Below are 22,383 nucleotides of genomic sequence, written 5' to 3' on the forward strand. Positions count from 1 at the left end.
GACTTTGCGCCGATGATAGTGCTGCAACCAGTGTGAAAGTAGGTCATCGTCAGGCTTTTATTAAAAAACCCTCTGCATTCACATGCAGAGGGTTTTTGCTTTGTGTTTTCAGTTTCCACCGCAGCACGATTTCCCGAAATTTCAGCTTTGACGCAACAAAACTACTGTGTTTTTAACCAGTTGTCCTGTATGATTCATTGATTCACATAAAGGCCAACTGCGATGATAGGTCGTCTTTCCGGGATTCTGCTCGAAAAAAATCCTCCTCAATTATTGATCGACTGCAATGGCGTCGGCTATGAGGTCGGCGTGCCAATGAGCACTTTCTACAATCTGCCGGGGCTGGGCGAGAAGGTCGCCTTGCTGACCCATCTGGCGATACGCGAAGATGCGCATGTCTTGTATGGCTTTGGCACGGCTGAAGAACGGAATGTTTTCAAGCAGCTGATCAAGATCAGCGGCGTCGGCGCCCGGACCGCCTTGTCCATCCTGTCCGGCATGTCGGTGCAGGATCTGGCGCAGGCGATCACCATGCAGGAAGCCGGCCGCCTCACCAAGGTGCCAGGCATCGGCAAGAAAACCGCCGAGCGGCTGTTGCTCGAACTGAAGGGCAAGCTGGGCGCGGACCTGGGACCGGTCGGCAGCCATCATGCCAGCGATGTCAGCGGCGATATCCTGAACGCCCTGATCGCACTGGGTTACTCGGACAAGGAAGCGATGCTGGCGCTGAAACAGCTGCCGGCCGATGCCAGCGTATCCGATGGTATCAAATTGGCACTGAAAGCCTTGTCCAAGCTATAAGCGGACAGGCAAAAGCTGATCATTATTGCTTTATTGATGGTGTGGATGTCTTTTTTTATATCTAATCGCTACAGTCTGGCTACAATCCGACCATGAGTATCCAAACCGACGATTTCGCCGAACAACGCATTATCGCTGCCACGCCGGCTTCGCCCAATGAAGAGGCGATCGAACGTGCCTTGCGGCCGAAGCAGCTGGACGAATACGTCGGCCAGGAAAAGATACGCGACCAGCTGCAGATATTCATCACGGCGGCCAGGCAGCGGCGTGAAGCGCTGGACCATACCTTGCTGTTCGGTCCTCCGGGCCTTGGCAAGACTACGCTGGCGCATATCATCGCGCGCGAAATGGGCGTCAACCTGCGCCAGACTTCGGGGCCGGTGCTGGAACGCGCCGGCGACCTGGCTGCGCTGCTGACCAATCTCGAAGCCAACGATGTGCTGTTCATCGATGAAATCCATCGATTGTCGCCGGTTGTCGAAGAAATCCTGTATCCGGCGCTGGAGGATTATCAGATCGATATCATGATCGGCGAAGGCCCGGCAGCGCGTTCGGTGCGCCTGGACCTGCAGCCGTTCACCCTGGTAGGCGCGACCACGCGCGCGGGGATGCTGACCAATCCGCTGCGCGACCGTTTCGGCATCGTCGCCCGCCTTGAGTTTTATACGCCGCAGCAGCTAAGCAAAATCGTCACGCGCAGCGCTTCCTTGCTGGGCGCGCCGATCATGGACGAAGGCGCTTTCGAAATAGCCAAGCGCAGCCGCGGTACGCCGCGTATCGCCAACCGCCTGCTGCGCCGGGTGCGCGACTACGCCGAAGTCAAAGGCAATGGTGAAATCACCAAGCCGATGGCGGATGCGGCGCTGGTCATGCTGGATGTCGATCCGGTCGGTTTCGACATCATGGACAGGAAATTGCTGGAAGCGGTGCTGTTCAAGTTCGGCGGCGGTCCGGTCGGTCTGGACAACCTTGCCGCCGCCATCGGTGAAGAACGCGACACCATCGAAGATGTGCTTGAGCCGTACCTGATCCAGCAGGGATACCTGCAGCGTACGCCGCGCGGCCGTATTGCGACCCCGCTGGCATACGGCCATTTTGGCGTGGCGGCGCCGCGCACCGGGCCCAACGGCGAGTTATGGGGGCAAAATTAATTCGCCCACGGAAGCCGACGCCAAAGCTGTGCCCGGGCAGCCGGCAGCAATGCAGATCTGGGTTGACGCCGATGCATGTCCCGGCGTCATCAAGGAAATCCTGTTCCGGGTGGCCGATCGGTTGCACATTGTAGTGACCCTGGTCGCCAACAGGTTGTTAAGGGTGCCGCCTTCGCGGTTCATCAAGGCGGTCCAGGTGGCGTCCGGTTTCGACGTCGCCGATCGCGAAATTGTTCGATTGCTGCAAGCGGGCGACCTGGTGATTACCGCCGATATCCCGTTGGCGGCAGATGTGCTTGAAAAGGGCGGCAACGCTTTGAATCCGCGTGGCGAGTTTTATACCAGGGACAACATCCAGCAGCACCTGACGATGCGTAATTTCATGGATGAGCTGCGCGGCAGCGGTGTGGAAACCGGCGGTCCGGCGGCATTCAGCCAGAGCGACCGCCATCTGTTCGCAGCTCAGCTTGACCGGTTTCTGCAGAAGTCGCGGAATCGATGAATGTTTCTGATCATGGCAGGACCGCGGGCCCGGTGTCGTCCCGCAATCCAGGTGTCGAAATGTCAATGTTTCTGCGCTTGTGTAAAAATTGAACGTCACAGACAATACGATAGCCTTCACTAATAGTGTGCAAGTCAACCATGCTTATGTCTACCAAAGCTAACCGTTACGCCAACCAGCTTCTGGATGCGCGGGCGCGTGCCAAATTGATGCCGCTGTTGTCGGCTGCCGATGCCCTGTCGCCGATGGATGGGTATGACATCGGCAAGCGCATCCTGGATGCCAGCATCAGCCAGGGCGATTCCCCGGTCGGCCGCAAGGTCGGCTTCAGCAATCGCACCATCTGGCCGAAATACGGCATCACCGAAACCATCAATGCTCCGATCTGGGCGCACGTATTCGACAGTACGGTGCGCTACGCCGAAGATAACCGCGGAATCCAGAGTCTGGAAGGCGCCTTGCAGCCGCGTATCGAACCGGAGGTGGTGTTCAGCCTGGGCCGGACGCCGGCGCCGGATGCCGACCTGGAAGAAATCGCCGACTGTATCGAATGGATGGCGCATGCCTTCGAAATCGTGGTGTGTCCTTTCCCCGACTGGAAATTCGAGGCGGTCGACGCGATCGCTGCGTTCGGCCTGCACGGCACGCTGATTGTCGGCGAACCGCACATGCTGTCGACGGCCACCCGCCGCAACCTGGCCAGCATGCTGGCCAACGCCAGCGTTTCGCTGTCGTGCTGCACCGAAGACTCGGTGACCCTGTGTGGAGCCGGTTTCGGCAGCGATGTGCTGGATAGCCCGGTGCACGCCTTATGGCATTTGCACCAGGTGCTGAATGCGCAATCGCAGTTCACGCCTTTGCAGGCCGGTGAAATCATCACCACCGGCACCTGGACCGACGCCTATCCGGTGCAGGCAGGGCAGACCTGGGTCACGGCATTTTCAGGAATCGCGCTGCCGGGCTTGACGGTATCCTTCGTGTAAGCCGGCTGAAGCAGCGCCAGGCAAAGAAAAATGCCGTTCAGCGAATCGCTTGAACGGCATTTTTTTCGAACGGCCCAGCGGCCGGCCAATTATTCTTCGCGTACCCAGGTCTGGGTGCGGCCAAGCATAGGCACGCCGATATAGCCGCGCACATTCAGTTTTTTGCCGTCCTCGATGAGGGCCATCTTGCTCTTGTAGACCTTGCCGTTGTCCGGGTCAAGGATGGTGCCGCCGTTGTATTCGTTGCCATCTTTCTTCATGCCGTTGATGATGGTCATGCCGAGGATAGGCTGGTCTTTCAGTTCACCCTGGCATTTGACGCATTTCGGATTCTGGTCCTGGCTGGGATCGCGCAGCAGTTTCTCGATCTTGCCGCGCAGTTCGCCATTGCTTTCGGTAATGCGGATCAGCGCTTTCGGCTTGCCGGTATGGTCGTCGATATTCTTCCACAGGCCGACCGCCGAACTGGTGTTCTGGGCGAACGCGCCGAAAGCCAGCAAGACGCTGCCGGCGATTGCCGTCATCAAAAGTTTCTTCATGTTTTGTCTCCTGTCTCTATCGCATCGGCCTGCATTGCTGCAGGCCGGTGCATTCATATTATTAAGAAATCAAGATACTTTTAATTTTGCAAACTGTTCCCGCAACTTTTCAAGGGTACCCGAAAAATTGACCAGGCGTTCTTGCATCTGCGCAACCACCTGTGCCGGTGCTCTTGCCACAAAGCTTTCATTGCCCAGTTGGACCTGCGCTTTCGCAATCTCTCCTTCTATACGAGCGATTTCCTTGCCCAGGCGTTCCCGTTCAGCTGCAACATCAATTTCTACCTTGAGCAGCAGCTTAGCATCGCCCACTATGGAGACCGGGGCGGGCGATTCGGGTAGAGTCTCTACTACTTGCACCTCTGCCAACTTCGCCAGCGCCTGCAGATAGGGTGCGAACGATTGCAGCGTTGCCTGTTGCGTTGCCGAACCCGCAATGACCAGCGGCACCCGCGTCGCCGGCGACAGCTGCATTTCGCCGCGCAGGTTGCGGCAGGCATCGGTCAGCGCTTTCAACTGGGTCATCCAGGCTTCGGCGTTTTCGTCGATCTTTTCCAGGTCAGCTTCAGGATAAGGCTGGCGCATGATGGAGTCGCCGGCCGGATCAAGCGTCTTGCCGGTCAGCGGCGCCACGCTCTGCCACAAGGCTTCGGTGACAAACGGAATGACCGGGTGCGCCAGGCGCAGCACGACTTCCAGCACGCGCAGCAAAGTGCGGCGGGTAGCGCGCTGTTGCGCTTCGCTGCCTTGCTGGATCTGAACCTTGGCGACTTCCAGGTACCAGTCGCAATATTCGTCCCAGACGAACTTGTAGATGGCGGAAGCGATATTGTCGAAACGGTAGTCGGCAAAACCCTTGGCGACTTCGGCTTCGGTGCGCTGCAGGAGCGAAACGATCCAGCGGTCGGCTTGCGAGAACTGCAGCTTTTCCTTGTCGCACACGCCAGGCGTGTGGCCGTCGAAACCGCAGTCCTTGCCTTCGGTGTTCATCAGCACGAAGCGGGTGGCGTTCCACAGCTTGTTGCAGAAATTGCGGTAGCCGTCGCAGCGGCCGAGGTCGAAATTGATGTTGCGGCCGAGCGTCGCCAGCGAAGCGAAGGTAAAGCGCAGCGCATCGGTGCCGAAGGCCGGGATGCCGTCGGCGAATTCCTTGCGGGTCGCCTTGGCGATGCGTTCCGCGTCCTTCGGCTTCATCAGGCCGACGGTGCGCTTGGCGACCAGTTCTTCCAGCGTGATGCCGTCGATCAGGTCGATAGGGTCAAGCGTATTGCCTTTCGACTTCGACATTTTCTGGCCGTTGCCGTCGCGTACCAGGCCGTGCACATACACGGTCTTGAACGGCACCTTGCCGGTGAAGTGGGTGGTCATGATCACCATCCGCGCCACCCAGAAAAAGATGATGTCGAAACCGGTGACCAGCACCGAGGACGGCAGGAACATTTTGTAGTCCGGCGTTTCTTCCGGCCAGCCCAAGGTCGAGAACGGCACCAGCGCCGATGAGAACCAAGTGTCGAGCACGTCGTCGTCGCGCCGCAACGCGCCGGTATAGCCGGCGGCGGCAGCCTTGGCTTGCGCTTCCGCTTCATTGCGGGCGACATAGATCTTGCCGTCGTCAGCATACCAGGCCGGGATCTGATGGCCCCACCACAGCTGGCGCGAAATGCACCAATCCTGGATATTGTTGAGCCACTGGTTGTAGGTGTTGTTCCAGTTTTCCGGAATCATCTGGATTTCGCCGTTGGCGACTTTCTCCAGCGCGACTTCGGTAATCGATTTGCCAGGAAAGTGCGTGCCTTCCGGCGCCGGCTTGCTCATGGCGACAAACCACTGGTCGGTCAGCATCGGTTCGATCACCACCCCGGTACGGTCGCCGCGCGGCACCACCAGCTTGTGCGGCTTGACCGATTCCAGCAAACCTTGGGCGTCGAGGTCGGCGACCATCTGCTTGCGGGCCGCGAAACGATCCATGCCCTGGTACTGGACCGGGCCGTTTTCGTTGATCTTGGCGTCCAGCGTCAAGATGGTGATCTGCGGCAGCTGGTGCCGCTGGCCGACTGCATAATCGTTGAAGTCATGGGCCGGCGTGATCTTCACGCAGCCGCTGCCGAATTCCTTGTCGACGTAGCTGTCGGCGATGACCGGGATCTCGCGGTCGGTCAACGGCAGCTTCAGCATCTTGCCGACCAGGTGGATATAACGTTCGTCAGTCGGATCGACTGCGACAGCAACGTCGCCCAGCAAGGTTTCAGGACGCGTGGTGGCGACCGTCAGGTGGCCGCTGCCATCGGCAAACGGATAGCGGATATGCCACATCGAACCGTCTTCTTCTTCCGACGCCACTTCCAGTTCCGAGATCGCGGTGCCCAGCACCGGGTCCCAGTTCACCAGCCGTTTGCCGCGATAGATCAGGCCCTGTTCAAACAGCCGTACAAACACTTCCACCACGGTGCCGGACAGTTTTTCGTCCATTGTGAAATATTCACGGCTCCAGTCGGTCGAGGCGCCCATGCGGCGCATCTGGCCGGTAATGGTCGAGCCGGACTGCTCTTTCCATTCCCAGACTTTTTCGACGAATTTTTCACGGCCGAGGTCATGGCGCGAAATATTCTGCGCGTCGAGTTGCCGTTCGACCACAATTTGCGTGGCGATGCCGGCGTGGTCGGTGCCCGGGATCCATGCGGTGTTGAAACCGCGCATGCGGTGGTAGCGGGTCAGGCCATCCATGATGGTCTGGTTGAAAGCATGCCCCATGTGCAGCGTGCCGGTGACGTTGGGCGGCGGCAACTGGATGCTGAAAGACGGTTTGTCGGCGTCGGTGGTGGCGGTGTAGTACCCGCGCTTTTCCCACTCGCTGCGCCAGAATTGTTCAATCTCGGCAGGGTCGAAAGACTTGGCTAATTCCATGATTTATTGGGGTTCTTTGCTAAAGCGATCTAAAACGACGATTATAAAGTACGCAGCCGACTCGCTCCTAGTATTGGGGCCGGGCAGGCAGGGTTTTTTGACGTAAAGACAATCGTATGGACGGATTTGCCACGGAAGCCGGCTTCTATACTTGATCTGGGATAAGGAAACCCGGATTTTCGATATACCGCAAGCCGGTTGCGGGTGTAAAATCCTTTCCGCTGCCTCGGGATTCAAACACCGCGGCAATGCAACGCTAGGGGTCCTGATTGCTGAAATGCCAATGCAATCGGGTGAGAAATACCCTCGAACCTGATCTGGGTAATGCCAGCGAAGGGAAGCTGTCGAGATGTAACCGGCCGGTTCACAAGACGATTTACAGCCTGTACTGTGATCCCGCGCCACCAGACTCGAAAACTCCTTTGCTGGCTCCAAGCCATGAATTACAAGCAAAGGAGCCAATATGAACGCCAATCCAAAATTCTTGTCCGCCACAGCAACGGTGGATGAAGCCGCAATCCATCCCCTGCCGAATTCCCGCAAGATATACATCACCGGCTCGCGCCCCGATATCCGCGTGCCGATGCGGCAGATCAGCCAGTCTGATACGCCGGCTTCGTTCGGCGCCGAAAAGAATCCGCCGATCTATGTCTACGACACCTCGGGACCGTACAGCGATCCTGATGTAAAGATCGATATCCGCTCCGGCCTGGCGACGCCGCGCCTGCCGTGGATCATGGAACGCGACGATACCGAAGAACTGCCGGGCCCGAGCTCGGAATACGGCATCGAGCGCCTCAACGATCCCAAGCTGGCCGAACTGCGCTTCAACCTGCACCGCAAGCCGCGCCGCGCCAGGGCCGGCAAGAACGTCTCGCAGATGCACTATGCGCGCCAAGGCATCGTCACGCCGGAAATGGAATTCGTGGCGATCCGCGAAAACATGCGCCGCAAGGAATACCTGGAAGAGCTGAAAGCCTCCGGCCCGATGGGCAACAAGCTGGCCGAACTGATGGGCCGCCAGCATCCTGGCCAGTCGTTCGGCGCCTCGCTGCCTGCCGAAATCACGCCGGAATTCGTGCGCGACGAAATCGCCCGCGGCCGCGCCATCATTCCCGCCAATATCAACCACCCGGAAATCGAACCGATGATCATCGGCCGCAATTTCCTGGTCAAGATCAACGCCAACATCGGCAACTCCGCAGTGACCTCGTCGATCGGCGAGGAAGTCGAAAAGATGACCTGGGCCATCCGCTGGGGCGGCGATAACGTGATGGACCTGTCGACCGGCAAGCACATCCACGAAACGCGCGAATGGATCATCCGTAATTCGCCGGTGCCGATCGGCACGGTGCCGATCTACCAGGCGCTGGAAAAAGTCAACGGCAAGGCTGAAGACCTGACCTGGGAAATTTTCCGCGATACCTTGATCGAGCAAGCCGAGCAAGGCGTCGACTACTTCACCATCCACGCCGGCGTGCGCCTGCAATACGTGCCGATGACGGCCAAGCGCCTGACCGGCATCGTCAGCCGCGGCGGCTCGATCATGGCCAAGTGGTGCCTGGCGCATCACCGCGAATCGTTCCTGTACGACCATTTCGAAGACATCTGCGAAATCATGAAAGCCTATGACGTCAGCTTCAGTCTCGGCGACGGCTTGCGTCCAGGTTCGATCTACGACGCCAACGATGAAGCGCAGCTGGGCGAACTGAAGACCCTGGGCGAACTGACCCAGATCGCCTGGAAGCACGACGTGCAGGTGATGATTGAAGGCCCTGGCCACGTGCCGATGCACCTGATCAAGGAAAACATGGACCTGCAGCTGGAGCAGTGCCACGAAGCGCCGTTCTACACGCTCGGACCATTGACTACCGACATCGCACCGGGCTACGACCACATCACTTCCGGCATCGGCGCCGCCACCATCGGCTGGTACGGCACGGCCATGCTGTGCTACGTCACGCCGAAGGAACATCTGGGCTTGCCGAACAAGGTCGACGTCAAGGACGGCATCATCACCTACAAGATCGCGGCGCATGCGGCCGACCTGGCCAAGGGCCATCCCGGCGCGCAGATCCGCGACAACGCCCTGTCGAAAGCACGCTTCGAATTCCGCTGGGAAGACCAGTTCAACATCGGCCTCGATCCGGACAAGGCGCGCGAATTCCATGACGAAACCCTGCCCAAGGATTCCGCCAAGGTGGCGCATTTCTGCTCCATGTGCGGACCGCATTTCTGTTCGATGAAGATCACCCAGGAAGTGCGCGAATACGCCGCCGCGCAAGGCATTTCCGACATCGCTGCGTTGAAGCAGGGGATGGAAGTGAAAGCCATCGAGTTCGTCAAGAACGGCGCGGAAATATACACCAAGCAGTGAGGCTGATCTTAGAAACGGCAGTAGACCACTCGCTTATGTTTGGAGAGCTATATGAACATTGGAATTATGAGAAATCTAGTCGTGCATCTAACGGGTGAAAGCGTTACGCGCCCGATTGCACTTTTGTCGCGGCGCCTGGCGGCGTTGCTCCTCCTTGCAGGGAAAACCCTGCCGCGTCGTCGCGCCTTGCCATGCACCCCGGCAAAAGCACACTCGGGCGCGTTCTACTGCCGTTTCTAAGATGATGGAAATCGTTCTTAACGGTGCGCCGCATCCGCTGGCCGACGGCGAGAACCTGCAACAGCTGATCACGGCGCTGGAGCTGGCCGGGAAAGCGGTGGCGGTCGCCGTCAACCGGCAAGTGGTGCCGGCCAGCCTGTGGCCGCAGCGCATCTTGCAGCCGGAAGACAAGGTTGATGTAGTGCGTGCGATAGGAGGCGGCTGAAGCCGTTCCTGTCGGACTGCACGCGACTCAATGACAGAAAGGAATTGAAATGGACCTGAACTCGAGCCCTGCGACGGGACAACCAGACACCGGCCTGACCATCGCCGGCAAAACCTACAGTTCGCGGCTGCTGGTCGGCAGCGGCAAGTACCGCGACCTGGAGCAGACGCGCGCCGCCACCGAAGCCAGCGGCGCCGAAATCATCACGGTAGCGATCCGGCGCGTCAACATCGGCCAGGATCCGAAAGCGCCCAACCTGCTGGATGTGGTGCCGCCGTCGCGCTACACCATCCTGCCCAATACCGCGGGTTGCTACACCGCGGCCGATGCGATCTATACCCTGCAGCTCGGGCGCGAACTGCTGAACGGGCACAAGCTGGCCAAGCTGGAAGTGCTGGGCGACGAGCGCACGCTGTTCCCCAACATGCCGGAAACCTTGAAAGCGGCGGAAGCCCTGGTCAAGGACGGTTTCGACGTCATGGTGTATTGCAGCGACGATCCGATCCAGGCCCGCCTGCTGGAAGAAATCGGCTGCGTCGCGGTGATGCCGCTGGCGTCGCTGATCGGTTCCGGCATGGGCATCCTGAACCCGTGGAACCTGTCGCTGATCATCGAGCAGGCCAAGGTGCCGGTGCTGGTCGACGCCGGCGTCGGCACTGCGTCTGACGCGGCGATTGCGATGGAGCTGGGTTGCGACGGCGTGCTGATGAATACCGCGATTGCCGGCGCCCAGGATCCGATCCGCATGGCGCGGGCGATGCGGCTGGCGATCGAAGCCGGGCGCGAGGCGTTTCTCGCCGGCCGGATTCCGAAGCGCTTTGCGGCGTCGCCGTCTTCACCGATGGCCGGACGACTCAAGTGAGCGCCGGCGCTGCATCGCCGGCCTGCGTGCTGGTGTTTTCCGGCTCGGATCCAAGCGGCGGCGCCGGTTTGCAGGCCGACATTGGCGCGATTGCCGCGTTGGGCGCGCACCCCTTGTCGGTAGTGACGGTGCTGACGGTGCAGGATAACGAACGGGTGTTCGGCGTCCACCCGGTGGCGGCCGACCTGGTGCGGCAGCAGGCGCAGGTTCTGGTCGACCGGATTGCCATTGCCGCGGTCAAGCTGGGCATCGTCGGCAATCGCGCCAATGCTGAAGCGATTGCCGCCGTCATCCGTGACCTGCGCTCGCGGCAGCCGGACTTGCCGGTGGTGTTCGATCCGGTGCTGGCGACCGGCCATGGCGACAGCCTGGCCAGTGAAGATCCAATCGCAGCGCTGTCGCCTTTGTTCGAGCTTGCCACGGTGATTACGCCGAACCGGATCGAGGTCGACCGTTTATGCGGCGCCCAGGCCAGCCCGGAGCAGCAGGCCGCGCTGTTGCTTGAGCGTGGTTGCGGGCATGTGCTGCTGAAGGGCGGCCATGGCCCGGAACCCGACGAAGTCTTGAACCGCTGGATCAGCAAGGCGCAGCAGCGCAACTGGCGCTGGCCGCGCTTGCCGGGCGAGTTCCACGGCAGCGGCTGCACGCTGGCGGCGGCGCTGTCTGCGCTGTTGGCGCAGGGCCTGGATATGGAACAGGCAATCGATGCAGCCCAGGCATATTGCCAGCAGGCGTTGGCGGAATCGTATGCGATAGCGGCCGGACAGCGCATTCCCAGCCGCATTCTGCCGTTCTTAAAATTACGAGGATAAAGCGATGAAAGGTTTATACATCGTCACGCCCGACTGGGATGACACCGACAAACTGCTGCGTGTCAGCGAGCAGGCTTTGCAGGGCGGAGCAGCGCTGCTGCAGTACCGGCACAAGACCGCGGATGCCGCGCAACGGCGGCAGCAGGCTGAAGCCTTGCTCAAGCTGTGCCGGCGTTATGAACGGCCCTTTATCGTCAACGACTATGTCGAACTATGCATGGAGCTGGGAGCGGACGGCATCCACGTCGGCGGCACCGACGCCAGCGTGGCTGAAGTGCGGGCGATGGTGGGGGCGGACAAGATTGTCGGCGCTTCCTGCTACGGCGACCTGGAGCTGGCGCATGCCGCATACCGCGCCGGCGCCAGCTACATAGCGTTCGGCGGATTTTATCCTTCGCGCGTGAAGAAGTATCCGGTCACCACGCCGCCCGACATCGTGACCCGCGCCAAGGCGCAGATCGCGGTGCCGAACGTGGTGATCGGCGGCATGACGCAAGAGAATGCAGTGCCCCTGATTGCCGCCGGCGCCGACATGGTGGCGGCCATCAGCAGCGTCTACCTGGCCGACGATCCGGTTGCCGCGGCGCGCAGCTTCGCCGCCTTGTTTGAAAACCGTTAAGCAACGATAGCCGCGGCCGTAACCGCGATCATCCGTTTGATAGGGAACCGTTCAGGTTTCCAGCAGGCTGCGCAGCATCCACGCATTTTTTTCATGCAGCTGCATGCGCTGCGTCAGCAAGTCCGCGGTCGGCTCATCCGACGCGGCGTCAACTACCGGGAAAATCGAACGCGCGGTGCGGGTGACGGCTTCCTGTCCCTGCACCAGCTGCTGGATCATGGCGGTCGCGTTCGGCACGCCTTCTTCTTCGGTGATCGAGGTCAGCTTGGAGAACGCCTTGTAGGTAGCCGGCGCAGGGTAGCCGAGCGCGCGGATCCGTTCTGCGATCAGGTCCACCGCCAGCCACAGTTCGTTGTACTGGGTTTCGAACATCAGGTGCAATGTATTGAACATCGGCCCGGTGACGTTCCAGTGGAAATTATGGGTTTTCAGATACAGGGTGTAGGTGTCGGCCAGCAGCTTGCTGAGCCCGTCGGCGATTTTCCTGCGATCCTTGTCGCTGATGCCGATATCGATGACTGCGACGTTTTTCTTTACCATTGTGCTGCTCCTTCTAACAGTGGTGTATGAAGACTTGCAGCTCGATTTTAAGTCAATTCGCCGCAGGCAAAGCAATGCCCGCGTTTTTCCCAGCCTAGCCGGGGACGGCGGTGCTGGAAGCCGGCTGCGCGCGGCGATACATGCTGACAGTCAAAGCCACTGCGGCCAGCGACGCCACGGCAGCGAACAGGAATACCTCGGGGTAGCCGAACTGGCTCACGATCAATCCCGCCAGCGGGCCGGTGACGCCCAGCGCCAGGTCGAGGAACACCGAATAGGCGCCGAGGGCGCTGCCGCGGTTATTGGCCGGCACCAGGTTGACCGCTTCCACCCCGAGCGCAGGGAAGATCAGGGCAAAACCGAAGCCGGTGAGCGAAGCGCCGACCAGCGCCAGCGCAGGCGAACCGGCCTGCCACAGCAGCAGCAAGCCAAGCGCCTCGACCGAAAAACAGATGATCGCCACCCGGAAGCCGCCGAAGCGCGAAATGGTGCTGGCGAACAGCAGGCGCGCGCCGACAAAGAAGGTGCCGAACAAGGTCAGGGAAAATGCCGCGTTCGGCCATTGGTGGCTGGCGTAAAACAAGGTGATGAAAGTGGCGATGGAGCCGAAGCCGATCGAGCCCAGGGCCAAGCCCATGCCGTGCGGAAATACCTTGCGCAATACGTGCTGGAACGGCAAGTGTTCGCCGCGCACCACGGCCGTTGCCGCTTTCAGGCGAGCCAGCAGGAAACCGCCCAGCGACAGCACGGTCACGGTAGCTCCGACTGCAGCCAGGCCCCAGGCATGGTTGATCACCACGCCCAGCGGCGCGCCGATGGCCAGCGCGCCATAAGTGGCGATGCCATTCCAGGAAATCATGCGCGCCGTGTGCTGGGCGCCGACCCGGCCTATGCCCCAGGTAATCGCCCCGGTGCCGACCATGCTTTCGCCGCAGCCAAGCACCAGCCGGCCGATCAGCAGGATGGCCAGGCTCAGCGCCGGTATCTGCGGAAAGAACCCCGCAGCCAGCAAGAACACGCCGCTGACGCTGCAACCGGCCAGGCCGCGCAGGACGGCGGTCTTGGGACCGACCGAATCCGCCATGCGGCCCGCGAACGGCCGGCTGAGCAAGGTCGCCAGGTATTGCATGCTGATCGCCAGGCCCGCCAGCACTGAGCTGTAGCCGAGGTCGGTATGGACGTAGCCGGGCAGCACAGCCAGCGGTATGCCGATTGCCAGATAGCAAATGAATGTAAAAAATGCGGTGGAAACGATGTGAAACGTTACTGCGGTCCCGGACAACGGCTGGCTGGCGCGGTCGAGACGAACTTCTTCGGGCATGGTGGAGGACGACTTGGTTGATGGTGACGGAGGGATGCAATGATGCAATGCGGTATTTTACTCTTCCGGCCCGGATGCTGCAGGCGGGCCGCCACCAGGGCGGACGCGGCCCGGCGACGGCTGCCGTGATCGCGGCATCAGGCGAGCCTCCGCACAGCTTATAATGCAGGGATGCAAAATCTTCTTCATAACCTCAATCCAGAGCAGCTCGCGGCAGTCACCTTGCCGGCGCAATCCGCACTCATCCTGGCCGGCGCCGGTTCCGGCAAGACGCGCGTGCTGACCACTCGCATCGCCTGGCTGATCCAGACTGGCCAGGTATCGCCGTCCGGCGTGCTGGCGGTGACGTTCACCAACAAAGCGTCAAAGGAAATGATGATGCGCCTGTCGGCGATGTTGCCGATCAATACGCGCGGCATGTGGATCGGGACTTTCCATGGCTTGTGCAACCGCCTGCTGCGCGCCCACTATCGCGACGCCGCTTTGCCGCAGACCTTCCAGATCCTGGATTCGCAGGACCAGTTGTCGGCGATTAAGCGTTTGCTGAAATCGCTCAATGTCGACGATGAAAAATACCCGCCGCGCAACCTGATGTATTTCATCAACGGCGCCAAGGACCAGGGCTTGCGCGCCAACGAAGTCGAGGCGAACGACGATTACAACCGCAAGTTCGTCGAGCTGTACGATTTGTACGACCAGCAATGCCAGCGCGAAGGCGTAGTCGATTTTGCCGAGCTGCTGCTGCGCACCTATGAACTGCTGAGCCGCAACCAGCCGCTGCGCGAGCATTACCAGTCGCGCTTCCAGCATATCCTGGTGGACGAATTCCAGGACACCAACGACCTGCAGTACAAATGGCTCAAGCTGATGGCGGGCCAGCGCGGCTCAGTGTTTGCGGTGGGCGACGACGACCAGAGCATCTATGCTTTCCGCGGCGCCAATGTCGGCAACATGAGCGCTTTCGAGCATGAGTTCCGGGTTGAGAACCTGATCAAGCTGGAGCAGAATTACCGTTCGCACGGCCATATCCTGGACAGCGCCAATACCCTGATCGCCAACAACAGCAAGCGCCTCGGCAAGAACCTGCGCACCGACGCCGGCCACGGCGAGCCGGTAAGGATCTACGAAGCCACCAGCGACCTGCAGGAAGCGCAGTGGATCATCGAAGAAACCAAGAGCCTGATCAACGAAGGCGCCAGCCGCAGCGAAATCGCCGTGCTGTACCGCTCGAATGCGCAGTCGCGCGTGATCGAACATGCCTTGGTGGCGTCTGGCATCCCTTACCGGGTGTACGGCGGCCAGCGCTATTTTGAACGTGCCGAGGTCAAGCACGCGATCGCCTACCTGCAGCTGATGGACAATCCGCACAACGATTCGGCCTTTCTGCGCGTGGTCAATTTCCCGGCGCGCGGCATCGGCGCCCGCTCGCTGGAGCAGCTGCAGGATGCGGCCAAACAATACGGCATCTCTTTGTATGCAGCGGTGCCGCATGTGGCCGGCAAGGCTGGCGCCACGCTCGGTTCCTTCCTCAAGCTGATCGAAGGCGGGCGCTTTGAAACCCAGCATCTGCCGCTGCCGGAAATGGTGCAGGTGGTGCTCGACCTGAGCGGCCTGATGCAGCATTACCAAAATGAAAAAGAAGGCGCCGACCGCATCGAGAATCTGGAGCAGCTGGTGAATGCTGCGACCCTGTTTGTGTCGGAAGAAGGTTATGGCATCGATGCGCCGGCCTTGCTTGGGCCCAAGGCGCAGGCGGTGTCAGGAGCGGCCATCACGACCGCCGGCGGCGTCGAGATCTTCGATGCCGATGCGCCGCTGTCTGCGGTGATGTCGCCATTGTCGGCCTTCCTTTCGCATGCGTCGCTGGAGGCTGGCAACAACCAGGCCCAGGCCGGCGAGGAAGCCTTGCAGCTGATGACGGTGCACTCGGCCAAGGGGCTGGAGTTCGATGCGGTGTTCATTACCGGGCTGGAAGAGGGGCTGTTCCCGCACGAGAATTCACAGAAAGAGGACGCCGGCGTGGAAGAAGAGCGGCGCCTGATGTACGTTGCCATCACGCGCGCGAAAAAGCGGCTGTACATGAGTTTTTCGCAAACCCGGATGCTGCACGGCCAGACCCGCTACAACATGCGCTCGCGCTTCTTTGACGAGCTGCCGGAAGATGCGCTGAAGTGGCTGTCGCCCAAGGTGCAGCAGCATAGCTGGTTCGCCAATGCAAAATCGGCCTGGGACGAGGCGCCCGAGAAAGCTGCCAACAATATCTCCAAGAACTTCGGCCGGCGCGATATCGGCTGGCGCATTGGCGAGAACGTCGCTCACTTGAAGTTTGGCGAAGGCGTGATCGTGAATATCGAAGGCAGCGGCGGCAACGCCCGCGCCCACATCAATTTCGGCAAGCACGGCATGAAGCTGCTGGACCTGAGCGTGGCGAAACTGGAGAAGGTTGCCTGAGGAGGGGGCGGGGCGGGTTATCCCGCCCGCCGGCGCTTATTCCTGCGTAGGGGCTTCCACCGTCGGCGGCAAATCTGCCTCGGGTTTGCCGAAGATGTGGGTGTAGGTCGGGTAGAAAGAGCAGTACATCACCACCGTCAGCGCGATCGACAGCGGCAGCAGGATCATGATCGTGACCGCCTGGTTGCCGACCAGTACCGCAATCAGCACGCTGACGATCGCCGGCAGCACAACGCCGATGCCGGCCCAGGCCAGCCCGTATACGGTGAAGGCCTTGATTTCACGCGATACCGCAAAGAAGCTGTAGAAAATGGCTTTCGATACACCCATGTTTTTCCACATGATGAGCGGCGCTGCGTACCAGAACGCCATTGCTGCCGGCGCATAGACCGCGGCGGAAAACAGCATCGCCAGCGACATGCTGGAGTCCTGTATCTCTTTGGGATCGAGCGCGGCCTGGCCGGTGATCGTTTTCCAGAACACGCCGCCGTCGATCAGGGCCGAGGCGGCCAGGGCGACAAACGCAGCCACCAGGTACAGGGCGCCCAGGATCAGCAGGTTTTTCAGCGCCGGCGAGCGAAAGCCGACCATCAGCAGGTTGGGATAGACGCGCTTGCCCTGTTCAATCAGCAGGCAGGCTTGCATGAAGGACATGGCAAATACCGGGACCAGCATCAGCGGCAGCAATTGTCCCAGCAGCGGCACGAAGCTGAGCAGCAGCATCAGGAACATGTAAGCCAGGAATAGAGTGGATATTTCGGCCGGCTGTTTGCGGAACAGCGCAAACCCTTCCTTGATCCATATCCATCCGGTTTTTGCAGGCAGTTTTTCCATTGTTTCAATCAAGAATTTTGCTTAATGACTTGGTTTAATACAAGGCTTTAAGGCTTGAATACAGGGCCGGGGCAGGGTGCGCCACACGTTGCCGCAGAATCCGCTCGAAATGGGCCGGATCGTGTGGCGTCAGCATTTCCGCCGCACGCGGCAAATAAAAATCGTAGAGCCGCGACAGCCAGAAGCGCAGGGCGCCGGCACGCAGCATGGCTTGCCAGGCGCCTTGTTCGGCGGCGCTGAACGGCCGTACGGCATGGTAGGCGTCCAGCATGGCCCTGGTCCGGGCCGCATCCAGCTCGCCACTGGCCGGGTCTATGCACCAGTCATTGACCGTGACCGCCAGGTCGAACAGCCAGGTATCGCAGCCGGCGAAATAGAAATCGAAAAATCCTGTCAGCCGTTCGCCGTCGAACATCACGTTGTTGCGGAACAGGTCGGCATGCACCGGTCCGCTGGGCAGCTCGCCATAAGCTTGCGAGGCGGCGAAGCTTTCCTGGAACGCCATCTCGCTGCGCAGCAGCTGCTGGCCGTCTTGCGGCAGGTAAGGCAGCACCACAGGCGTGGTTTCGCGCCACCAGGACAAGCCGCGCAAATTCGGCTGGCGGATCGTAAAGTCTTGCGCCGCCAGGTGCATTTTTGCCAGCATCGCGCCTACTTCAGCGCAATGTACCGCCGCCGGCGCCAGCTGGCAATCACCCTCCAGCTTGGTGACGATGGCCGCAGGCTTGCCGTGCAGCGGATTGATGATCCGGCCTTGCTGGTTGGCGATAGGCTCGGGCACCAGCACACCGCGCTGCGCCAGGTGGCGCATCAATTCCAGGTAAAACGGCAGCTGCTCGAAACTGAGGTTTTCAAATACCGTCAGCACATACTCGCCGCGTTCGGTATCGATGAAAAAATTGCTGTTTTCGATGCCGGACGAAATGCCCCTGATTGCCAGTGCCTTGCCTAAGGAAAAGGGAGGGATCCACTGCGTGAGATCGTCTAGCGTGACGGGGGTAAATACTGCCATGGGGAAAATCGGAAAAGGACAAGATTCGGACAAGGTTCAGGCCGGGTTGGAATGAATATGCGGCAAATGCGCAGCGGTTTCCCGCGCATCGGCCGCATGGCTGCTCAGGAATTGCAGGCTAGTTCTTGGACGGCGCCACTGTCGGCGGCGGCAATCCTGCATCGCCGTCAGCTTGCACGGCTTCGCCTTCCTTGCGGGCTTTTTTGCCCAGGTCGAATTCCTTGATCTGCCATTGGGCGCCGCGTACCGGGCCATCGCCCGGCTGCAAGGTGCCGGCCTGCGACTGCGGCTTCACATAGTAAGTGCTGCCGCCGCTGGTGACCTTGACTTCGGTGACCTTGCCTTGTTCGCGTTTTTGGGTCATGTCGGCAGGGCCTTCGCCCGGCTTGCGGATGGAGACGGCCGGCGCTTCGCCTTCTTCCAGCTTTTGCAGCTCGGGCGGTGGCGGCGCGGCGGTCTTGGCCGCCTGTTGTGCATTGACCAACAACGGCGTTGCCAACGCGGCAATACATACTGCCAGCAACTGCCAGGCTTTGGATTTATTCATGAGAATTTGGCTACCTTGAATTAAAACAAGATGGAAGTCTTCATTGTAACAAACCACCGGCCCCTATAGGCGATAAGGGGGCCGGGAATCTGTCGGCGAGCGCTTGCTGCGGGTTTACAGCAACACGCTGGCGTGGCGGTCGGATTCCGCCATGACGGTTTCGCCCGCTTCGTAGAATTTCACCACGGCAGCAAGGATTTCGGCCGGATCGTCCAGCACCTGGATCAAGTCCATGTCCTTTGCCGCGATCATGCCGTCGCCCACCAGCTGGGTGCGGAACCAGTCCAGCAAACCGCTCCAGAAGCTGCTGCCGACCAGGATGATCGGGATGTGGCGGCATTTGCCGGTCTGGATCAGCGTCAATACTTCGGTCAGCTCATCCATGGTGCCGAAGCCGCCCGGCAGCACGATGTAGGCATCGGCGTAACGCACGAACGCGACTTTGCGGGCGAAGAAATGACGGAAGCTGAGCGAGATGTCTTGCCACTTGTTTCCGCTTTGCTCATGCGGCAGTTCGATGTTCAGGCCGACCGATGGCGATTTCCCTTCAAATGCGCCTTTGTTGGCCGCTTCCATCAGACCCGGGCCGCCGCCGGAAATCACGGCAAAACCTTCATCGGAAAAACGCCGCGCGATATCCTTGCACAAGGGGTAATAAGGATTATTTTCCTTGATCCGGGCCGAGCCGAAGATCGATACCGCGGGATGCAACTCGGAAAGGCGTTCGGTCGACTCGATAAATTCTGCCATAATCGTGAACATATGCCACGATTCGCGCGCCTTCTTGGAAGTTGCGCGTTCGATGTCCGTCACTTGCCGCAAACGCGGCACATTTTTTCCGTTCAATTCCATATGCAAAAAACCCTGCTGTTAGTTGATGGTTCCAGTTATCTCTATCGAGCTTTCCATGCCTTGCCCGATATGCGCAATGCTGCCAATGAACCGACCGGCGCGATGTACGGGATCATCAATATGTTGCGCCGCCTGCGCCTCGATTACCCCTCAGCTTACCTTGCCTGCGTGTTCGATGCAAAAGGTAAAACTTTCCGCGACGACATGTACGCCGACTACAAGGCAACCCGGGCATCGATGCCGGAAGACCTGGTTAAACAGATTACGCCGATTCACGCCGCCGTGCGCGCCATGGGCTGGCCGATCCTGATGGTCGAAGGCGTGGAAGCCGACGATGTGATCGGCACCCTGACCGTGCAGGCGGTGAGCCACGGCATGCAGGCCATCGTCTCGACCGGCGACAAGGACCTGGCGCAGCTGGTCAACGACGATGTGACGCTGATCAACACCATGAACAACGAAACGCTGGACCGCGCCGGCGTGATCGCCAAGTTCGGCGTGCCGCCTGAACGCATCGTCGATTACCTGACCCTGATCGGCGATACCGTCGACAATATTCCCGGCGTCGCCAAGGTCGGGCCGAAGACTGCCGTCAAATGGCTGGCGCAATACGACACGGTCGACCAGGTGATCGCGCATGCGGCCGATATCGGCGGCGCCGTCGGCGAGAACCTGCGGCAAGTGCTGGACTGGCTGCCGAAGGCGAAGGAACTGGTGACGGTAAAAACCGATTGCGACCTGAGCGCGCACATGGTGTCGATCCCGGAATCGCTGAAGGCGCCGGAGCAGGACAAAGAGATGCTGATCGAATTGTTCACGCGCTATAACTTCAAGACCTGGCTGCGCGAACTGAGCGCACCGGGCAATGCCGCCGACGCCGCCGACAGCGTGGGAAAAACCGCCACGGCCGCTGCCGACGGCAAACCGGGCGCGGCCGAACCGGCCCAGAGCAGCCTGTTTGCAGCGGTCGAGCGGCAGTACGAAACCGTGCTGACCGAAGCCCAGCTGGACCAGTGGCTGCAGCGCATCGACAAGGCCGGCTTGACCGCGGTGGATACCGAAACCACTTCGCTCGAGCCGATGACTGCCCAGCTGGTCGGCATCTCGCTGTGCTGCGAGGTCGGCATCGCCGCCTATATTCCGGTCGCGCACCGCTACCAGGATGCGCCGGCGCAGTTGCCGCGCGAATTCGTGCTGGAAAAAATGCGCGCTTGGCTGGAAGATGAGAGCAAGCCCAAGGTCGGCCAGAACCTGAAATACGACAGCCATATTTTCGCCAACCAGGGTGTCAGCCTGCGCGGTATCGTGCACGATACCCTGCTCGAATCGTATGTGTTCGAATCGCACCGCAGCCACGATATGGACAGCCTGGCCTTGCGCCACCTGAACCACCAGACCATCACCTTCCAGGAAGTGTGCGGCAAGGGCGCCTCGCAGATCGGTTTCGACGAAGTCGAGATCGGCCGCGCCACCGAATACGCGGCAGAAGATGCCGACATCACGCTGCAGCTGCACCTGGCCATGTGGCCGCACATCGCCGACGACGCCAAGCTCAGGTTCATCTACGAAAAAATCGAAGTGCCGACGTCGGTCGTGCTGCAAAAGGTCGAGCGCAACGGCGTGCTGATCGACGCCAGCCTGCTGGCGACGCAATCGAATGAACTGGGCAAGCGCATGCTGGAGATCGAGCAGCTGGCTTATGAGCTGGCCGGCCAGCCTTTCAACCTGAGCTCGCCCAAGCAGCTGGGCGAAATCCTGTTCGACAAGCTCAAGCTGCCGGTGGTCAAGAAGACGCCGTCCGGATCGCCTTCCACCGATGAGGAAGTGCTGCAGAAACTGGCGGAGGATTATCCTTTGCCGAAGGTGCTGCTCGACTATCGCAGCCTGTCCAAGCTGAAGTCGACCTATACCGACAAATTGCCGAAGATGGTCAATCCGAACACCGGCCGTGTGCACACCAACTATGCGCAGGCGGTGGCGGTGACCGGACGGCTGGCGTCCAACGATCCCAACCTGCAGAACATCCCGATCCGCACCGCCGAAGGCCGGCGCATCCGCGAAGCATTCGTGGCGCCGGCGGGCAGCGTGATTGTCTCAGCCGACTATTCGCAGATCGAACTGCGCATCATGGCGCACATCTCGGGCGATGAAAACATGCTGCGCGCCTTTGCCGAAGGGGTGGATATCCACCGCGCCACCGCCGCCGAGATTTTCGGCACGCCGGCGGCGGAAGTCAGCAGCGAGCAGCGCCGTTACGCCAAGGTGATCAACTTCGGCCTGATCTATGGCATGAGCGCGTTCGGCCTGGCCGGCAACCTCGGCATAGAGCGCGCCGCGGCGCAGATGTATATCGAGAAATATTTCATGCGTTTCGCCGGCGTCAAGCAGTTCATGGACATGACGCGGGTAGAGGCCAAATCGCAAGGTTACGTCGAGACGGTGTTCGGCCGCCGCCTGTGGCTGCCGGAAATCAATTCGCCCAACGGCCAGCGCCGCCAGGGCGCCGAACGGGCCGCGATCAATGCGCCGATGCAGGGTACGGCTGCCGACCTGATCAAGTTGTCGATGATCGCGGTGCAAGGCTGGATCGAAACGGAGCGGTTAAAATCCAAGATGGTCATGCAGGTGCACGATGAGCTGGTGCTCGAAGTGCCAGAGGACGAACTGGCGCTGGTGCGCGAAAAGCTGCCGCAGCTGATGGCTGGCGTGGCTGAACTAAAAGTGCCGCTGATTGCCGAAGTCGGAGTAGGCAAGAACTGGGACGAGGCGCACTGAGGACAACGCGCACACGGTTTCTGCGATAGCTGAAGGTCAACTTTAAAGGAGAGCTT

General features: G+C 60.3%; 19 protein-coding genes and 1 riboswitch. Of the genes, 11 read left to right on the forward strand and 8 right to left on the reverse strand.

Features of this window, described 5'->3' with window-relative positions:
- The first annotated feature begins 222 nt into the window (after positions 1-222).
- From ruvA to V8G57_RS18425, 4 genes are all read left to right on the forward strand, one after another.
- Entirely contained in the window at positions 223-801 is a 579-nt protein-coding gene (gene ruvA / locus V8G57_RS18410; RefSeq protein WP_120237208.1) for a Holliday junction branch migration protein RuvA, read from the forward strand.
- A gap of 92 nt (positions 802-893) precedes the next feature.
- On the forward strand, positions 894-1,952 hold the full coding sequence (gene ruvB / locus V8G57_RS18415; RefSeq protein ID WP_342830593.1) for a Holliday junction branch migration DNA helicase RuvB: 1,059 nt from the start codon (positions 894-896) through the stop codon (positions 1,950-1,952).
- A gap of 49 nt (positions 1,953-2,001) precedes the next feature.
- A complete protein-coding gene (locus V8G57_RS18420) occupies positions 2,002-2,454 on the forward strand; it encodes a YaiI/YqxD family protein (RefSeq protein WP_092396549.1) in 453 nt (150 codons plus the stop codon).
- Between the two features lie 140 nt (positions 2,455-2,594).
- Positions 2,595-3,437, forward strand: coding sequence for a 2-keto-4-pentenoate hydratase (locus tag V8G57_RS18425; RefSeq protein ID WP_092396551.1), 843 nt, complete (start codon positions 2,595-2,597; stop codon positions 3,435-3,437).
- Positions 3,438-3,526: 89 nt separating this feature from the next.
- Here the strand turns inward: V8G57_RS18425 and V8G57_RS18430 are convergent, their stop codons facing one another.
- Together V8G57_RS18430 and V8G57_RS18435 are read right to left on the reverse strand one after the other, a co-directional pair.
- Positions 3,527-3,961 carry a DUF2147 domain-containing protein gene (locus V8G57_RS18430; protein WP_342830686.1) on the reverse strand — a complete coding sequence of 145 codons (435 nt, stop codon included), beginning with the start codon at positions 3,959-3,961 and terminating at the stop codon, positions 3,527-3,529.
- 84 nt (positions 3,962-4,045) lie between these two features.
- Positions 4,046-6,880 (reverse strand): valine--tRNA ligase, encoded by a 2,835-nt coding sequence (locus V8G57_RS18435; RefSeq protein WP_342830594.1) that lies wholly within the window; start codon positions 6,878-6,880, stop codon positions 4,046-4,048.
- A 248-nt stretch (positions 6,881-7,128) separates the two neighbouring features.
- A riboswitch (TPP riboswitch) is annotated at positions 7,129-7,236 on the forward strand.
- Between the two features lie 107 nt (positions 7,237-7,343).
- On the opposite strand from V8G57_RS18435, the gene thiC reads away from it, so the two are divergent.
- The 5 genes from thiC to thiE all read left to right on the forward strand — a co-directional run bounded on the left by thiC (position 7,344) and on the right by thiE (position 11,995).
- Positions 7,344-9,257, forward strand: coding sequence for a phosphomethylpyrimidine synthase ThiC (thiC, locus tag V8G57_RS18440; RefSeq protein ID WP_342830595.1), 1,914 nt, complete (start codon positions 7,344-7,346; stop codon positions 9,255-9,257).
- A 244-nt stretch (positions 9,258-9,501) separates the two neighbouring features.
- Positions 9,502-9,702, forward strand: a complete 201-nt coding sequence (thiS, locus tag V8G57_RS18445) for a sulfur carrier protein ThiS (protein ID WP_092396856.1) — start codon at positions 9,502-9,504, stop codon at positions 9,700-9,702.
- Positions 9,703-9,751: 49 nt separating this feature from the next.
- Positions 9,752-10,564 (forward strand): thiazole synthase, encoded by an 813-nt coding sequence (locus V8G57_RS18450; protein ID WP_092396558.1) that lies wholly within the window; start codon positions 9,752-9,754, stop codon positions 10,562-10,564.
- Positions 10,561-11,376 (forward strand): bifunctional hydroxymethylpyrimidine kinase/phosphomethylpyrimidine kinase, encoded by an 816-nt coding sequence (gene thiD / locus V8G57_RS18455; protein ID WP_342830596.1) that lies wholly within the window; start codon positions 10,561-10,563, stop codon positions 11,374-11,376. Before V8G57_RS18450 ends, thiD begins: the two co-directional genes overlap by 4 nt.
- A 4-nt stretch (positions 11,377-11,380) precedes the next feature.
- Entirely contained in the window at positions 11,381-11,995 is a 615-nt protein-coding gene (gene thiE / locus V8G57_RS18460; protein WP_342830597.1) for a thiamine phosphate synthase, read from the forward strand.
- A 51-nt stretch (positions 11,996-12,046) separates the two neighbouring features.
- Here the strand turns inward: thiE and V8G57_RS18465 are convergent, their stop codons facing one another.
- Together V8G57_RS18465 and V8G57_RS18470 are read right to left on the reverse strand one after the other, a co-directional pair.
- Entirely contained in the window at positions 12,047-12,535 is a 489-nt protein-coding gene (locus tag V8G57_RS18465) for a Dps family protein (protein ID WP_092396564.1), read from the reverse strand.
- Positions 12,536-12,629: 94 nt separating this feature from the next.
- The gene (locus V8G57_RS18470) at positions 12,630-13,856 is read right to left on the reverse strand and encodes an MFS transporter (protein ID WP_342830598.1); all 1,227 of its coding nucleotides are present in this window, start codon (positions 13,854-13,856) and stop codon (positions 12,630-12,632) included.
- 171 nt (positions 13,857-14,027) lie between these two features.
- Here V8G57_RS18470 and V8G57_RS18475 point away from each other — a divergent pair, with 171 nt between their 5' ends.
- Positions 14,028-16,307, forward strand: coding sequence for a UvrD-helicase domain-containing protein (locus tag V8G57_RS18475; RefSeq protein WP_342830599.1), 2,280 nt, complete (start codon positions 14,028-14,030; stop codon positions 16,305-16,307).
- A 36-nt stretch (positions 16,308-16,343) separates the two neighbouring features.
- Here the strand turns inward: V8G57_RS18475 and V8G57_RS18480 are convergent, their stop codons facing one another.
- From V8G57_RS18480 to V8G57_RS18495, 4 genes are all read right to left on the reverse strand, one after another.
- Entirely contained in the window at positions 16,344-17,141 is a 798-nt protein-coding gene (locus V8G57_RS18480) for a BPSS1780 family membrane protein (protein WP_342830687.1), read from the reverse strand.
- 34 nt (positions 17,142-17,175) lie between these two features.
- Entirely contained in the window at positions 17,176-18,153 is a 978-nt protein-coding gene (locus V8G57_RS18485) for a homoserine kinase (protein ID WP_342830600.1), read from the reverse strand.
- Between the two features lie 118 nt (positions 18,154-18,271).
- The gene (locus V8G57_RS18490) at positions 18,272-18,700 is read right to left on the reverse strand and encodes a DUF2782 domain-containing protein (protein WP_139220023.1); all 429 of its coding nucleotides are present in this window, start codon (positions 18,698-18,700) and stop codon (positions 18,272-18,274) included.
- 114 nt (positions 18,701-18,814) lie between these two features.
- Positions 18,815-19,552, reverse strand: coding sequence for an LOG family protein (locus tag V8G57_RS18495; protein ID WP_092396574.1), 738 nt, complete (start codon positions 19,550-19,552; stop codon positions 18,815-18,817).
- Between V8G57_RS18495 and polA the strand changes: the two genes are divergently transcribed.
- A complete protein-coding gene (gene polA / locus V8G57_RS18500) occupies positions 19,553-22,327 on the forward strand; it encodes a DNA polymerase I (protein WP_342830601.1) in 2,775 nt (924 codons plus the stop codon).
- The last annotated feature ends 56 nt before the right edge of the window (positions 22,328-22,383 follow it).

Source organism: Collimonas rhizosphaerae (genome assembly GCF_038896935.1).
Lineage (GTDB): Bacteria > Pseudomonadota > Gammaproteobacteria > Burkholderiales > Burkholderiaceae_D > Collimonas > Collimonas rhizosphaerae.